The following is a 14230-nucleotide window of genomic DNA, read 5'->3' on the forward strand; positions in this document are numbered from 1 at the left end:
CGACAAAGCACACCACAGGCACAGCATGCAGCAAGACATTCTGATCAATTGGTCGCCACAGGAAACGCGCGTGGCCATCATCGAGAACGGCGCCGTCCAGGAGCTGCACATGGAGCGCCCGCTGGAGCGCGGCCTGGTCGGCAACGTCTATCTGGGCAAGGTCTCGCGCGTGCTGCCGGGCATGCAGTCGGCCTTCATCGACATCGGCCTGGAGCGGGCAGCCTTCCTGCACGTGGCCGATGTCTGGCAGCGTCAGGAAGGGGGCGAGGCCCCCATGTTCGCGCGCAAGGACATGCCTGTCGTGCCCATCGAAAAGCAGGTTTTCGAAGGCCAGACCATCATGGTGCAGGTCATCAAGGACCCGATCGGCACCAAGGGTGCGCGCCTGTCCACGCAGATCAGCATTGCGGGGCGATTGCTGGTGCTGCTGCCCCAGGATGACCACATCGGCATCTCGCAGAAAATCCCGCAGGGCGAGCGCGACGCGCTGCGCGCCCGCCTGCAGGGCCTGGTGGGCACCAAGGAAACCGGCGGGGGCGGCGGCTTCATCCTGCGCACCAATGGCGAGGATTCCAGCGACGCCGAGCTGGCCGACGACATCCGCTACCTGCGCAAGACCTGGAGCCGCATCAAGGACGCCTCGGTGCGCCTGCCGCCCATGTCGCTGCTGCACCAGGACCTGAACTTGCTGCAGCGCGTGCTGCGCGATCTGGTGGGCGAGGGCACGCAGAGCATCCGCATCGACTCCAAGGAGCAGTTCGCCCTGCTCATGACCTTCGGGCAGGAATACATGCCGGCGGCCGTGCCCAAGCTGCAGCACTACCGCGGCGAGCGGCCCATCTTCGACCTGTTCGCCATAGACGAGGAAATCGCCCGCGCGCTGGGCCGCCGTGTGGACCTCAAGTCCGGCGGCTACCTGATCGTGGACCAGACCGAGGCGCTGACCACGGTGGACGTCAACACCGGCGGCTACGTGGGGGCGCGCAACTTCGACGACACCATCTTCAAGACCAACCTGGAAGCAGCCCAGCAGATCGCGCGCCAGCTGCGCCTGCGCAACCTGGGCGGCATCATCATCGTGGACTTCATCGACATGGTGCGCGACGACCACCAGGCCGAGGTGCTGTCCGAATTCAAGCGCCAGCTCGGGCGCGACCGCGTCAAGACCATGGCGGGCGGTTTCTCGCAGTTGGGCCTGGTGGAGATGACGCGCAAGCGCACGCGCGAATCGCTGGCCCACATGCTGTGCGAATCCTGCCCGGTCTGCCAGGGCAAGGGCCATGTGAAGACCGTGCGCAGCGTCTGCTACGAGGTGCTGCGCGAAATCCTGCGCGAGGCGCGCCAGTTCAACCCGCGCGAGTTCCGCATCGTGGCCTCGCCCAAGGTGGTGGAGATGTTTCTGGACGAGGAAAGCCAGCACCTGGCCGGCCTGTCCGACTTCATCAAGAAGCCCATCTCGCTGCAGGCCGAGACAGCCATGGCACAGGAGCAATACGACATTGTGCTGCTGTGAATCGGTATTTATTCTGCTAATTCATTATCAATAGCAGTTCATCTATTGATGAATGAATGGGTTCAATTGAACTCATTCTTGCGTTGCTATGGATTTTTGATTCCCGATAATTAACTTTGTCTCGGCTTTTTTGATACTGTTTGTTGCAATCAGTGCCTCAGCAACTGAAAGGGCGACGAATGGGAATCGACTCCACCATTGTGCGTGCAGCCATACACCCGGGAATTGGTGTGGCGCGTATTGGCAATAGTCCGGATGAGTACTATGTCGGCCCCGAGCTGATGCATGTGCCGCCCATGGCGCCGGGCAGCCTGCGTGATGCGCAGGGCGCGCTCAAGCGCCAGGCTGCGCGCTTTCGCATCTACGGCTACAACGCCGCGGGCGAGGTGGTGCGTGAACTCACGTCCGACCAGGACCAGATCGAATGGGAAGTCGAACTGGCCAATACCAAGGCTGCCTGGTATCAATTCCAATTGGCGCTGGACGTGCCTGAAGCCGCAACGGCCGATCCCACGATTTTGCGCAATGCCACGGTGAAGGACCGGAAAAGCCTGGCCATTCGACCGGGAGCCCGCCGAATTGCCAAAGGCTCGGCCCCGGTGGCATTCGACAGCGGCAGTTTCTGCGGCAAGCCGGTTTATCTGGGCGAATTGCGCATTGAAAAGACGGGCCAGCTTCTCGTGCTGGGAGGCCGTGGCGTCTCTGCCTCCGTGGATGGCTCCAAGGCCACCACGTTTGCGAACAACGAGGGCTGGCATGACGATGTGGCCGACGGCCCCGTGCGTGCCAAGGTCGTCGTGGCTGGCGTTTCCGTGCCGGTGGATGCGGCATGGGTCACGGTTGCGCCGCCCAACTACGGCCCGCAGATGAAGTCGGTGCGCACCATGAAGGACCTGATGGAGGATGTGTACATCCACTCTGGCATGGCCGCCTTCCCGCTGCACGTCTCCTTCAGCCGGCACATCCTGCCCATACTCCAGCGCCAGAGCAGCCTGCAGTGGGCGAACAAGGGCTTTGCATCCCAGTTCGGCTGGGGCGGGGCGGGCAGTGCAGATGACGAGGCGTGGATCGCCAGGCTCAACAGCCCGGGCACGACCTGGGCCGAGCTGCGCCAGCAGGTGGCCAATGCCTTCCGCCGCTTTGACCGTGATGGCGCATCTCCCCAGCCCTGGCCCTGGCTGTATGGCGACGCCATGGCCGTGCCGCCCGCCGACACACCGCGCCAGCATGCGGCGCTGACGGCCACGCAGCTGAGGATGCTGGACCTGTGGGCCGGTGGCCATTTCCTGTCCGACTGGAAGCCCGGCCAGCAGTACCCTGCCCAGCTCGCCGACGTGCCGCTGCAGGAGCAGCCGGCCATGCTCGACCATGCCGCCATGGACGACTGCCTGGCCGACGCCTTCCATCCGGGCTGCGAGATCACCTGGCCCATGCGGCACGCCAGCATGTACCGGGCGCCGTTCCGCATCCGCGAGGCGGCAGTGAACCCGCCCGAGCTGCAACTCTACGGCTCCCGGCTCACGCCTGCGGTGGCTCTGTCCGAGAGCGGGCCGCTGTATGCGCAGGTGGCCGGCGACCTCACGCGCTGGATGGCGGTCCCATGGCAGACCGACACCGCCAGCTGCCGCAGCGGCTATTACGCCGGCTATGGCCCACGCTACGACCCCTACCTGCCCACCTTCTGGCCGGCCCGCGTGCCCAACCAGGTGCTGACGCAGGAGGCCTATGAAAGGGTCATCGACACCGAACTGCCGCGCGAGCAGCGTGTCGCTGCCTTCAACCGGCGCGAGTCGTGGTTCCGCACACTGGGTGAGGAAGGCTATGAGAGCGAGATCAATCGCATGATCAGCCACTTCGGTGACATGGGCGTCATCGAGAGTCGGCCCGGCGTGCGGGGCGACAAGGACTTCCCGCCGGTGATGCAGGTGGAAAACCGCATCGCCCCGGCGCCGTCGCACATGCTCAAGACTGCGGTGCAACCGGGCGGGCAGGAGGCGCCTCCCCGCATCGAGCCCTTCGATGCAGACAACGAGCAGCAGTTGCGCGCCATGACGCAGCGCGGCCCGGTGCTGCCGCGCTGAGTGCCGGCCATGCCGTCGCACGCCATGGCCGCCGCGCCGCTGCCGGATGAACTGGATGTGCTCGTCGTGGGCGCAGGGCCGGGGGGCGCGGCCGTTGCCGCGCAACTGGCAGGGCACTGCCGCGTGGCGCTGGTAGGACGCGCCGTGCAGGCTGGGCGGGCCATTGGCGAAACCCTGCCCGCTGCGGCCCGGGTGATTCTGTCCGACCTGGGCGTGTGGGATGCGTTCGCGGCACAGGGCCACCGTCCTGCCTGGTCGCGGCGGTCATTGTGGGGAAGCTCCGAGGTCATCTTTCAGGACGCGCTGTTCGACCCGCATGGCGCGGGCTGGCACCTGGACCGCAAGCGCTTCGACGCCATGCTGCTGGAGGCTGCGCGCAGCCGTGGCGTGCCCTGCCTGGTGCCCGCCACGCTGCGCAGCCTGCAGCGCCAGCCACCGGGCGCACCCATGCGCTGGCGCTGCCTGATCGATAGGGCGCAGGGCGACCCGGCGCACGGCCCGTTGGAGCTGTCCTGCCGCATCGTGGTCGATGCCACGGGCCGCGCGGCCCGCGTGGCCCGGCAGGCGGGCGCCCAGGTCCACCGTGGTGGCCGCCTGGTCTGCTTTCACGCCTGGGTGGAGCCGCCATCGCATGAGCATGCAGGCACCACCATGATCGAATCGGACGCCGAAGGCTGGTGGTACAGCGCCGACCTGCCCGATGGCAGTTGCGTGATTGCCTGGCAGACCGATATCGACCTGCCTGAAGCCCGGCGCCTGCGCAGCACGGCCGATCTGTTGGAAATGGCGCATCACACGGCCCTGGTGGGCGCGCGCAGCAGGGGCAGCCGGGTGCTGGAGCCGCTGCGCGTGGCCGCCGCCCACGAACAATGGCTGGATGCAGCCAGCGGGCCGGACTGGCTGGCCGTTGGCGATGCAGGCCTGTCCTTCGATCCCCTGGCATCACAGGGTCTGCTCAACAGCCTGGTCACGGGCGCCGAGGCCGCCAAGGCCGTGCGCCGCAGCCTGGCGGGCGATGCCGATGCGCTGCCGTCCTGGAGTTCGTGGATCGGCACGATACGCGCTGCGTACCGTACCCATCACCAGCACTACTACGCGCTGGAGCAGCGCTGGGCTGCCGAGCCGTTCTGGGCCCGCCGCCAGCGGGCGCCGGAGGTGGGGGCCGGAGCCGACGTTATTGCCGCTCCAGCTTCGCCGTCTGCACGATCGCATTCCAGCGCTGGTACTCGGCCCGCGTGAATTCGCGGAAGGCCTTGGAGTCCAGCAGGCGCACTTCGCCGCCCAGTGCCGTCACCTTGGACTTGAAGTCGGCATGGCCCGCCACCTTGAGCGTGGCCTCTTCCAGGCGCTTGACGATGGCGGCCGGCGTGCCCTTGGGTGCCAGCACGCCGTTCCAGGTGCCGGTCACGAAGGTGGGGTAGCCGCTTTCCTTCATGGTCGGTACATCGGGCAGGGCGGGCAGGCGCTGCTCGGAGGTCACGGCCAGGGCCTTGAGCTTGCCCGACTGCACGAAGGGCAGGGCGGGCGTCACATTCTCGAAGATGAAATCGATCTGGCCGCCCAGCAGGTCGGTCAGGGCCGGCGCGCTGCCCTTGTAGGGCACATGCACCATGTCCAGCTGGGTGGCGCTCTTGAACAGCTCGCCCGACAGGTGGACCGTGGAGCCGCTGCCCGGCGAGCCATAGCTCATGCCGGTCTTTTGCGCGGCGGCGCGTGCCACCAGGTCCTTCACCGTCCTTGCGGGCGTGCGCGTCTCGTTGACGACCAGCACGTTGGGAATGGTGGTCACCAGGGCCACGTACTCGAAATCGCCCAGGTTCTTCTCGCTCAGGTTCTTGTACAGGCTCTGGTTGATGGCCTGGGTGCCGGCCGTGCCGAACAGCAGCGTGTAGCCATCATTGGCCGCCGAAGCCACGCGGCTGGCGCCGATGGAGCCGTTGGCGCCGGAGATGTTTTCCACGATCACGGGCTGGCCCAGCGATTCGGACAGGCCCTGCGCCACCATGCGCGCCAGCACATCGGTATTGCCGCCAGGTGCGAAGGGCACGACCAGCTTGACGGGCCGGGTGGGATAGGCATCCGCCCAGGCCTGGGGCAGGGGCAGCAGCGTGGCGCCAAGCAGCGCGGCCGCGCGCAGGAATTGCTTGCGTGAAAGGGTACGGGGCATGGGGATGTCTCCTTGTCGATGTTCTGGTGGCGCAGCGGCTGGGGCCAGCGGCGGATTTTTCAGGCGGGCCAATGCTGGGCGGTGGCCGTCTTGACGTCAATCAATGTTTTGGCAGGACGTCATGCGGCGGGCGAATGACCTGTTCGGCCTTGTTCGGCAAATAAGAATGGATTGCATTAACATGCGCCCCTCATGATCCCTGCCACCACGGCGCAAGCTGCCCGGACCCGCCCATGAAAAAGGACCGCACCCTTCCTGCTTCTTCTCCCGGCGGCGCCGTTCAAATGCCCACGCCCATGCTCAGCCTGTCGGCAGGCCGGCTGCGCTTTGACCGCACGCAGTGGTTCAGCGAGAGCGAGCAGGCCGGGGTCAAGCTCGTGCTGGTGCTGTCCGGCAGCATCAGCTACCAGCTGGAACGCTCGGCGCCCGTGCGGCTGTGCGGTCCCTCCGTACACCTGCGCCTGCGCGATGCACCCCATGACGTGCTGCATGGCATGGAGCAGGGCTCGGATCTGGAGTACGTGTCGGCCAGCCTGCCCATGTCGGGCCTGGCGTCCAGCCTGGGCCTGACTCCGCAGGGGCTGGCCGATGCGATGGAGGCAGGCGCTCCTGGAGATTCCGGTGCATCCGGCGCCTGCGGCTCGCTCATCCGCGATGCCCAGGCCAGTGCCGCCCAGCGCGCGGTGGCGCAGCAGATCCTGCACTGTCCGCTGCAGGGCGCGGCGCGCCAGCTCTATCTGGCGGGCAAGGGGCTGGAGCTGCTGGCCCTGTGCATGCCCCGGCCCGGGGAAGAAGACCTGTCCGGGCGCGGACGCCAGCAACTGGAGCGTGCGGCGCAGCTGCTGCGCGAGCGCCTGGATGATCCACCGGGCCTGCGCGCTCTGGCGCGTGAGGTGGGGCTTAACGTGAACAAGCTCACCCAGGGCTTTCGCCAGTGCTTTGGCTGCACGGTGGCCGAATGGCTGCAGGCCCAGCGCATGGCGCGCGCCTACGAGCTGCTGGCCTCTGCGCGGATGGATGTGGCCCAGGCGGCCGCGCTCAGCGGCTACAGCCCCTCGCATTTCAGCAAGGTCTTCCAGCGCCACCATGGCGTGCTGCCCAGCGCCTTGCGGCGCGGATAGTCTCCATCCCAGGTCAGGCTCCGCAGCCGCTTTGCAGCGCTGCAGTCGTGTCGTGATTTTGCCGTGATCGTGCCGGGATCGCGGCAGGCCGTGACGCAATCGCGCATGGACGCTGCCCACGTCTTTCAGAATTTGGATGAGATTGGTTCTCATTTGAAATTCGGGAGGAGTGATGGATTCATCGTCAATGAAAGCGGCGCGGCCCCTGGTGTTGCGCCCCTTGCCACTGGCTCTGTGCCTGGCCTTTGCCACGGGCGGATCGGCCCGGCTGCATGCCGAGACGCAGGCGGTTGATGCAGGCAGCGCGCCTGAAACAGCCGCACTGCCAGGGATCACGGTCCGCGCCAGCGCAGTCACCGGCACGGGCGTGGACAAGCTGGGCCAGAGCCTGCAGGAAATCGCCCAGTCGGTCACGGTGATCGGGCAGGAGCGCATGCGCGAACAAAACCTCTACAGCCTGGACGACGTGATGCAGAACGCCCCCGGTGTCACCGTGCAGCCCTTCCAGCTGCTGACCACGGGCTACTACCAGCGCGGCTTCAAGATCGATTCGTTCCAGCAGGACGGCGTGCCCATTCTCATGGGCAACACGGCCAGCCCGCGCATGGACATGGCCATGTACGAGCGCGTGGAGATCGTGCGCGGCGCCGCAGGCCTGCTGCATGGCACGGGCAACCCTGCCGCCACGGTCAACCTCGTGCCCAAGCGGCCCACGCGGGAGTTTGCCGGCAGCGCGGGGCTGACCCTGGGCAGCTGGGGCCGGCGTCGCGCCGAGGCCGATGTCGGCGGCCCGCTCAATGCCTCGGGCAGCCTGCGTGCCCGCGTGGTGGCCACGCAGGAGGAGCGTGACTTCTTCTACGACGTGGCTGGCGAGCGCACCGGCAATCTCTACGCCATTGCCGAGCTGGACCTGGCGCCTGGCGCCACGGTGCACGCCGGGGTGCACCATCAGCGCATACGCTCCACCACCAACATGGCGGGCGTGCCTTTCTATGCAGACGGCCGCGATGTGGGCCTGCCGCGCAGCACCTATCTGGACGCGGCCTGGGACCGCTTCGACTGGAACACCACGCGCAGCTTTGCCGGCGTCGAGCATGTCTGGAGCAACGGGTGGCAGGCCAGGCTCAACCTCAATCACCTCTCCGGCGATTCCGAGCTGCTCTATGCCGGGGCCAACGGCGCTGTCAATCCCGCCACGGGCCTGGGCGGGCGCCTCACGGGTGCGGCCTACCGCTTCGACGACAGCCAGACCAGTGTGGATGCCTTTGCCAGCGGCCCGGTGCAGCTGTGGGGCCGCACGCACGAGCTGCTGGCCGGCTTCAACCACCAGCGCACGCGCAGCACGCAATGGGCCGCCTCCATCCTCAATTTGCCGCAAAGCCCGGTCGATGTCTGGAACTGGAATCCGCACGGCGTGCCGATGCCCCTGGTCGGCAGCTACGCCACGCGCGGCCCCACCGAGACGCGGCAAAGCGGCCTGTACGGCATGGCGCGGCTGCAGCTGGCCGACCCCTTGAAGCTGGTGCTGGGCGGGCGCTTCACGCGCTGGGAGCAAGAGACGGGCGGCGCAGGCGGAGCCGCCAGCCGCGTGCGCACGCGCATGGGCACGCAGTTCACCCCCTATGCAGGCCTGGTGTACGCGCTCGGCCCACAGTGGAACGCCTATGCCAGCCATGCGCGCATCCTCCAGCCGCAGAGCAGCTACACCTATGCCGGTGAACTGCTGGACCCGGTACAGGGCAACAACCTGGAGGCCGGCATCAAGGGCGCACTGCTGGACGGCCACCTGAACCTGGGCCTGGCGCTGTTCGAGATCCGGCAGAAGAACCGTGCCCAGGCCGATCCGGCCCATCCCTGCGTGGGCAATGCCTGCTGGTACATCGCCACCGGCGAGGTGCGTAGCCGAGGGCTGGAGGCCGAGATCGAAGGCCAGCCCCACCGCGACTTGCGCCTGAGCGCCTCCTACACCTGGAACCGCACGCAGTACCTGCAGGACGCGCAGAACCAGGGCCTGCCCTTCGCCAGCTTCACGCCGCGTCACATCCTGCGCCTGTGGGCCAGCTACCAGGTGCCGGTGGCAGAGCGCCGCTTCAGCATCGGCCTGGGCCTGCGCGCGCAAAGCGACTTCTACAACCAGGCGCAGGGCGTGACGCTGCGGCAGGGCGGCTACGCGCTGGCCAGCCTGCGCCTGGGCTGGCGCATCAACCGCCAGCTCACGGCGGCCCTGCAGGTGGACAACCTGACGGACCGCCGCTACTACCAGAGCCTGTCCGGCACGGGCTGGAACAACCGCTATGGCGAGCCGCGCAGCGCCACGCTCAGCCTGCGCGCCGAGTTCTGAGAACCCGCTTCACCATCGATGGAACACACCATGGACAAGAACGCCCATTCCCTCATCGCCCGGCCGCTGGCGCAGGCCAGCCACCTCATCGGCCTGTGCGCCCCTTCGCAGGTGCGCGTGCTGGGCCCGCACGAAAAGCTGGACCCGGCCAGCGACTGGATCATTGGCATCAAGCCTTTCAGCGACGGTGCCTCGCTGCATGACGGGCACTGGGAGCGCCATCCCGTCGGCGACGAAGTGCTGTGCCTGCTGGACGGCGAAGTGCGTGTGCTGCTGCGCCCGCAGCGGCGCGGGGAGGAGGCTCCGGTTCTGGAACTCTCGGCAGGCCAGATGCTGGTGGTGCCGCGCGGCTGCTGGCACCGGCTGGAAGCGGTGCAGCCGGGCCGCCTGATGTTCATCACGCCCGCGCGTGGCAGCGAGCACGAGAAGGTGCAGCCATGAGCCCGCCCCTGCACGATGCGGACAGCGCCCCTGCGATGTCGCAGCCGGACCTGCACACCTGGCTGATGGTCGCCGGCCTGTACCTGACCCAGGGCATGCCCCTGGGCCTGGCCATGGACGCCGTGCCCACACTGCTGCGCAGCGAGGGCGCCCAGCTGGGGGCGTTGGCCTTCCTGCCCCTGGTGGGCCTGCCCTGGGTGCTGAAATTCCTGTGGGCCACACGCGTGGACAACCGGTGGTCGGCCCGCCTGGGGCGCCGTCGCAGCTGGATCCTGCCCATGCAGGCCCTGGTTCTGCTGTGCCTGGCGGCATCGGCTGCGCTGGGCATCACGCTGCAGACGGCCCCGGCCATCGTGGCGCTGGCGGCCCTGGGTTCCCTGGCCAGTGCCACGCAGGACATTGCCACGGACGGGCTGGTGGCCGAGCATTTCAGGGGCCGTGGTCTGGCTGGCGCCAATGCGCTGCAGGTGGGCGGCACCATGGTGGGCTTCTTTGTGGGCGGGGCCGGCAGCATGGTGCTGGCGGGCTTGCTGGGACAGCGTCTGGCGCTGGCGGCCCTGTGCCTGCCCGTGGCCTTCAGCCTGCTGCTGGTGGCGCTGTGGCGTGAGCCGGCTGCGCTGCAGGGCCTGCGCAGCCGGCCGGGCGTTCGCCGGTCGCCAGCCCGTCTCAAGGCCTTTGTGCAGCGCTCCGGCGCCTGGCCGCTGGTGGCGGCAGCCGTGCTGTCGTCCATCACGGCCGTCAGCGGCTTTGGCCTGGCCAAGCTGTTTCTCGTGGATGCAGGCTGGCCGGTCGAGGCCGTGGGGCGCGTGGGCATGGCGGGCGGTGCGGTGACCGTGCTGCTGGGCTGTGGCGGGGGCGCCTGGCTGGTGGCACGGCTGGGCGCCAGGCCGGCGCTGGCCTGCGGGCTGGCGGCCTGCGCCGCCTCGGCGCTGGGCTGGATGGCCCTGGCCGCAGGCCTGCTGCCGCTGGACATGGGCACTGCCTTTGCGGCCCAGGCGCTGGGGGCGTTTGGAACGGGTGCATCTTCGGTGGCCGTGATGACGCTGGCCATGCGCTTTGCCGGTGCCGGCCCGCAGGCCGGCACCGACATGACAGCCGTGCAAAGCGCCCGCGACACGGGGGAGATTCTGGCCTCCACCCTGGTGACATCGCTGGCGGCGGCCGTGGGCTACGGCGGTGGCTTTGCTGCTGGATTGCTGGCTGCGGCGGTGACGCTGGCCGTCTGCTGGCGCATGCTGGGGCGCCAGGGTGGAGCACAAAGCATCGTTGCCGATGCCAGCGCCGATCCGGTGGCGAAGTCCTCCTAGAAATCCGCCTTCAGGCTCACCGTCAGATTGCGCGGCTCGCCCCACCAGCCCTGGTTGTAGAAGCCGATCTGGCTGTAGTACTGGCGGTCCAGCACGTTGTTGAGCTGCACGCTGGCCGACCAGGTGGGGTCGATGCGGTAGTGGGCCGAGAGGTTGACCACCAGGTAGCTGCCCTGGCCGACCTGCACGCTCTGGCGCAGCGGGTTGGTCACGTTCTGCCAGATGCGGCTTTGCCAGCGCAGGTTGCCGCCCAGGCTCAGGCCTTGCAGCGCACCCTCGAAGCTGCGCATGGCCGTGAGCTTGACCAGGCTGCGCGGGTGCGTGGTGTTGAAGGCGGCGCCGCTGGCGCTGCGCGCTGTGTAGTGCGTGTAGCTGGCGCCCAGGCGCCAGCCCCGGGCCGGCTCGCCGCTGAGTTCCAGATCGATGCCGCGCACCTGCGCGCCCTTGACGCCGCGATAGGCCTTCTGGTCCGTGGTGCCGTCGATGAATTCGCCTGTGTCCTGCGCCAGGTTGTCCTGGCGGGTCTGGAACAGCGCGGCAGAACCCTGCAGCCGGTCCTGCAGCCAGGAGCCCTTGAGGCCCAGCTCGAAGGCCTGGCCGGTGACGGGGTCCAGGATGCTGCCTTGCTTGTCGCGGTAGTTCTGGGGCGTGAAGATTTCCGTGTAGCTCAGGTAGGCCGTGTGCCGGGCATCGATGTCCCACAGCAGGCCGGCGTAGGGCGTGATTTCGTTGCTGTAGCGGTAGTCGCGCAGGCTGCCGAAGTAGTTCTGGCGCGTGGACCAGCGGCTCAGGCGGGCGCCGGCCACGACCGTCCAGCCATCGGCCAGCGAGAAACGCCCCACGGCATAGCCGCCGCTTTGGCGCATGCGGCTGTCGTCGCCGCCGTTGGAGACGTCGGACCAGCCCGGCTCGGCCAGGCTGCCGTTGCGCCAGTCGAGGAAGTTGTCCGTGGCAGGCGGTGTGCCCAGCGGTGCGTAGCGGCGGATGTCGATGTCGTCGCGCACATGGTTCCAGCCCAAGGCAATCTCATGCTGGCGCCCGAACAGCGCGACCGGGCCGCTGGCCGTGAGGTGCAGGCTGTCGCGCGAGCGGTCGCCCCGGTATTTGATGAAGGAGTTGGCCATGCCCAGGCCGGTGCTGGCGTCCGGCGCGCCGCCCCGGTAGACGTAGCGCATGTCGTAGTTGCCGTCGTTGCGGCTGTAGGCGGCGCGCAGCAGCCAGCGGTTGTCCAGGCGGTGCGTCAGGTCCAGCGTGGCCGTGGTGTTCTCCGTGCCGAAATGCGACCAGCGCGTGTTGTTGGACACCGAGCGGTCGAAGTCCGTGCGGCTGCCGTCCGCATAGAACAGCGGAAAGCCGGCGCCCATGCCGGGACTGGTGTTCTTCTGGTATTCGAGGCTGGTGACGAGCCGGGTGGCGGGCGTCAGGGCCGCGCTGACCACGGCGTACAGGCCCTGCCTGCGCTGGCCGAAGTGGCTGACGTAGCTGTCGCTGTCCGATTGCACGGCCACGACACGGCCATGCACGCGGCCTTCGCGGTCCAGCGGCAGGGACAGATCGGCCTCGGCGCGGCGCAGGTTCCAGCGGCCCAGCGTCAGCGAGGCATGGCCGCCCGCCGTCTCGCGCGGCTGCTTGCGCACGAAGTTCACCGTGGCCGACGGATCGCCCGAGCCATTGAGCAGGCCCGTGGCGCCGCGCACGATTTCCACGCGGTCGTAGAAGGCCGTGTCCATGTCGGTGGCGCCGAAGTTCCACAGGCTGTTGATGGGCGAGGCCAGCCCGTCGAACTGGAAGTTGCTGACGCCAAAGCCGCGCGAGGAAAACTGGTAGCGGTTGCTGTCGCTGCGGCTCACCGACAGGCCGGGCGCGGAGGCCTCCAGCGTCTGCGAGACCGTGAGCTGGCCTGCATCGTCCATGAGCTGGCGCGTGATCACGCTGACCGACTGCGGAGTTTCGCGCGCCGACAGTTGCAGGCCCGTGGCCGTGCCCGTGGAGCCGCTGGTGTAGCGCGCCGTGCCTTCGGTGGTGCCCGCATCGGCGGCGGCGCGCACGGTGACGGTGCCCAGTTCGGTGTCGCCTTTCCTGGCAGGGGGCCTGTCCTCGTCGGCGGCCCAGACTGCTGGCGCAGGGGCGGCACACAGGGCACAGATCAGCAGTGACAGCGGGGTCCGCGCGCCTTGGAGGTGTCGCGGGGCGGGGTTTTGAATGCGAATGCTCATCATTTCCATGGTCCTGGGCGTGAGCCCGGATTGTGGGAAATGTGCGCCGCCGCCGCCTGTTCCCGGCGACGCCAGTCCTATGGTTTGCGACGCAGGCTGCCTTGGCTGGGCGCGTGGCCGAAGCGCTGGCGAAAGGCCGTGGCGAAATTGCTGGCGTGCTGAAAGCCCACGCAGTCGGCCGCTTCCTGCACGCTCCAGCCCTGTGCGAGCCGCTCGCGCGCCAATTGCATGCGGCGCTCGCGCAGCCAGCCGAACACGGTCTGGCCGTAGGCGGCCTGGAATTTCTCGCGCAGCGTGGTCGGGCTCATGCATGCCAGGCGCGCCAGGTCGTCCAGGCTGTGCGCCTGGCCCGGCGCTGCATCCATGCACTCGCGCACGCGCTCCAGGCCGCGCCTGTCCCGGGGATGGATGCGCGGCGAGGGCGCAGGCCGCGGCTGCGCATGTGCCTGCAGCGCGCAGGCCAGCACCTGCAGCGCAATGCCTTCGCGGTGCAGCCGGGCCAGGCTGCCGCTCCAGACACCATCGAGCAGCTGGCGCAGCGACACCGCCAGGTGCTCGGGCAGCGACCAGGCATGCAGCGGCGGGCCGGACTGCCGCAGGGCATGGTGCAGCAGCTCGGCCAGTTCGGCATCGGCGCAGGCCTCGGGTGCCTCGATGGACAGGTTGAAGCCGCGCACCGTCTGGCCTGCGGCATGTGTGGCCTTGAGAATCTCGGTGTCGCCGCACGAGAATGCCGCCGCCGCATGGCGCGTCACGCTCAGTGCACGGCGGGCGCCCGGCAACTGCAGCTCGGCCTGGCCGTCCAGCAGGACCACGGCGGTGAAGCGCCGCGGGTGCTCGGATGTGGATTCATAGCCGTGGTCGATGCGGATGTCGGAGCTGACCAGTTGCAGGCCCGAGGGCAGCTGGTGCTCCTGCACCTGCCCCTCGAAGATGCAATCGCTTTCGGAGACGGCAGAGAGAAAGCGCACGCTGAAACCGTGGCGCTGGCGCATGGCGTCGAGCTGCGCCGTGGTGTAGCGCTGGGAGGAGGTGGGCATGGG

At 68.3% G+C, this 14230-nt stretch carries 10 protein-coding genes; 7 read left to right on the forward strand and 3 right to left on the reverse strand.

Features of this window, described 5'->3' with window-relative positions; all coding sequences use genetic code 11:
* Positions 1–25: 25 nt before the first annotated feature.
* The 3 genes from rng (at position 26) to CLV01_RS16390 (ending at position 4833) form a co-directional block, all read left to right on the forward strand.
* On the forward strand, positions 26–1513 hold the full coding sequence (gene rng / locus CLV01_RS16380; RefSeq protein WP_013802635.1) for a ribonuclease G: 1488 nt from the start codon (positions 26–28) through the stop codon (positions 1511–1513).
* 179 nt (positions 1514–1692) lie between these two features.
* Positions 1693–3594, forward strand: a complete 1902-nt coding sequence (locus CLV01_RS16385; protein ID WP_099733797.1) for a LodA/GoxA family CTQ-dependent oxidase — start codon at positions 1693–1695, stop codon at positions 3592–3594.
* 9 nt (positions 3595–3603) lie between these two features.
* Positions 3604–4833: an FAD-dependent monooxygenase gene (locus CLV01_RS16390; protein ID WP_099735129.1), complete on the forward strand. Its 1230-nt coding sequence runs from the start codon at positions 3604–3606 to the stop codon at positions 4831–4833.
* On the opposite strand, the gene CLV01_RS16395 is transcribed toward CLV01_RS16390, so the two are convergent.
* Positions 4769–5761 (reverse strand): Bug family tripartite tricarboxylate transporter substrate binding protein, encoded by a 993-nt coding sequence (locus CLV01_RS16395; protein WP_088164895.1) that lies wholly within the window; start codon positions 5759–5761, stop codon positions 4769–4771. The genes CLV01_RS16390 and CLV01_RS16395 overlap by 65 nt on opposite strands.
* Before the next feature lie 233 nt (positions 5762–5994).
* On the opposite strand from CLV01_RS16395, the gene CLV01_RS16400 reads away from it, so the two are divergent.
* The 4 genes from CLV01_RS16400 (at position 5995) to CLV01_RS16415 (ending at position 10971) form a co-directional block, all read left to right on the forward strand.
* Positions 5995–6882, forward strand: a complete 888-nt coding sequence (locus CLV01_RS16400; protein ID WP_013802631.1) for a helix-turn-helix domain-containing protein — start codon at positions 5995–5997, stop codon at positions 6880–6882.
* Between the two features lie 172 nt (positions 6883–7054).
* Positions 7055–9223, forward strand: coding sequence for a TonB-dependent siderophore receptor (locus CLV01_RS16405; RefSeq protein ID WP_099733796.1), 2169 nt, complete (start codon positions 7055–7057; stop codon positions 9221–9223).
* A gap of 30 nt (positions 9224–9253) precedes the next feature.
* Positions 9254–9664: a cupin domain-containing protein gene (locus tag CLV01_RS16410; protein WP_013802629.1), complete on the forward strand. Its 411-nt coding sequence runs from the start codon at positions 9254–9256 to the stop codon at positions 9662–9664.
* Between the two features lie 35 nt (positions 9665–9699).
* A complete protein-coding gene (locus CLV01_RS16415; RefSeq protein WP_071955622.1) occupies positions 9700–10971 on the forward strand; it encodes a RhtX/FptX family siderophore transporter in 1272 nt (423 codons plus the stop codon).
* On the opposite strand, the gene fauA is transcribed toward CLV01_RS16415, so the two are convergent.
* Both fauA and CLV01_RS16425 read right to left on the reverse strand, forming a co-directional pair.
* Positions 10968–13187, reverse strand: coding sequence for a TonB-dependent alcaligin siderophore receptor FauA (gene fauA, locus CLV01_RS16420; RefSeq protein ID WP_257221336.1), 2220 nt, complete (start codon positions 13185–13187; stop codon positions 10968–10970). The genes CLV01_RS16415 and fauA overlap by 4 nt on opposite strands.
* 77 nt (positions 13188–13264) lie before the next feature.
* Positions 13265–14227: a helix-turn-helix transcriptional regulator gene (locus CLV01_RS16425; protein ID WP_099733795.1), complete on the reverse strand. Its 963-nt coding sequence runs from the start codon at positions 14225–14227 to the stop codon at positions 13265–13267.
* Between the last annotated feature and the right edge of the window lie 3 nt (positions 14228–14230).

The organism is Delftia sp. 60 (assembly GCF_002754395.1).
Lineage (GTDB): Bacteria > Pseudomonadota > Gammaproteobacteria > Burkholderiales > Burkholderiaceae_C > Comamonas > Comamonas acidovorans.

Bases quoted from the DNA above. Each gene is read 5' to 3' on its own strand.
- CLV01_RS16385 (WP_099733797.1), top strand. From the start codon at position 1,693: ATGGGAATCGACTCCACCATTGTGCGTGCAGCCATACACCCGGGAATT.
- CLV01_RS16410 (WP_013802629.1), top strand. From the start codon at position 9,254: ATGGACAAGAACGCCCATTCCCTCATCGCCCGGCCGCTGGCGCAGGCC.
- CLV01_RS16400 (WP_013802631.1), top strand. From the start codon at position 5,995: ATGAAAAAGGACCGCACCCTTCCTGCTTCTTCTCCCGGCGGCGCCGTT.
- fauA (WP_257221336.1), bottom strand. From the start codon at position 13,187: ATGAGCATTCGCATTCAAAACCCCGCCCCGCGACACCTCCAAGGCGCG.
- CLV01_RS16425 (WP_099733795.1), bottom strand. From the start codon at position 14,227: ATGCCCACCTCCTCCCAGCGCTACACCACGGCGCAGCTCGACGCCATG.
- CLV01_RS16390 (WP_099735129.1), top strand. From the start codon at position 3,604: ATGCCGTCGCACGCCATGGCCGCCGCGCCGCTGCCGGATGAACTGGAT.
- CLV01_RS16415 (WP_071955622.1), top strand. From the start codon at position 9,700: ATGTCGCAGCCGGACCTGCACACCTGGCTGATGGTCGCCGGCCTGTAC.
- CLV01_RS16405 (WP_099733796.1), top strand. From the start codon at position 7,055: ATGGATTCATCGTCAATGAAAGCGGCGCGGCCCCTGGTGTTGCGCCCC.
- rng (WP_013802635.1), top strand. From the start codon at position 26: ATGCAGCAAGACATTCTGATCAATTGGTCGCCACAGGAAACGCGCGTG.
- CLV01_RS16395 (WP_088164895.1), bottom strand. From the start codon at position 5,761: ATGCCCCGTACCCTTTCACGCAAGCAATTCCTGCGCGCGGCCGCGCTG.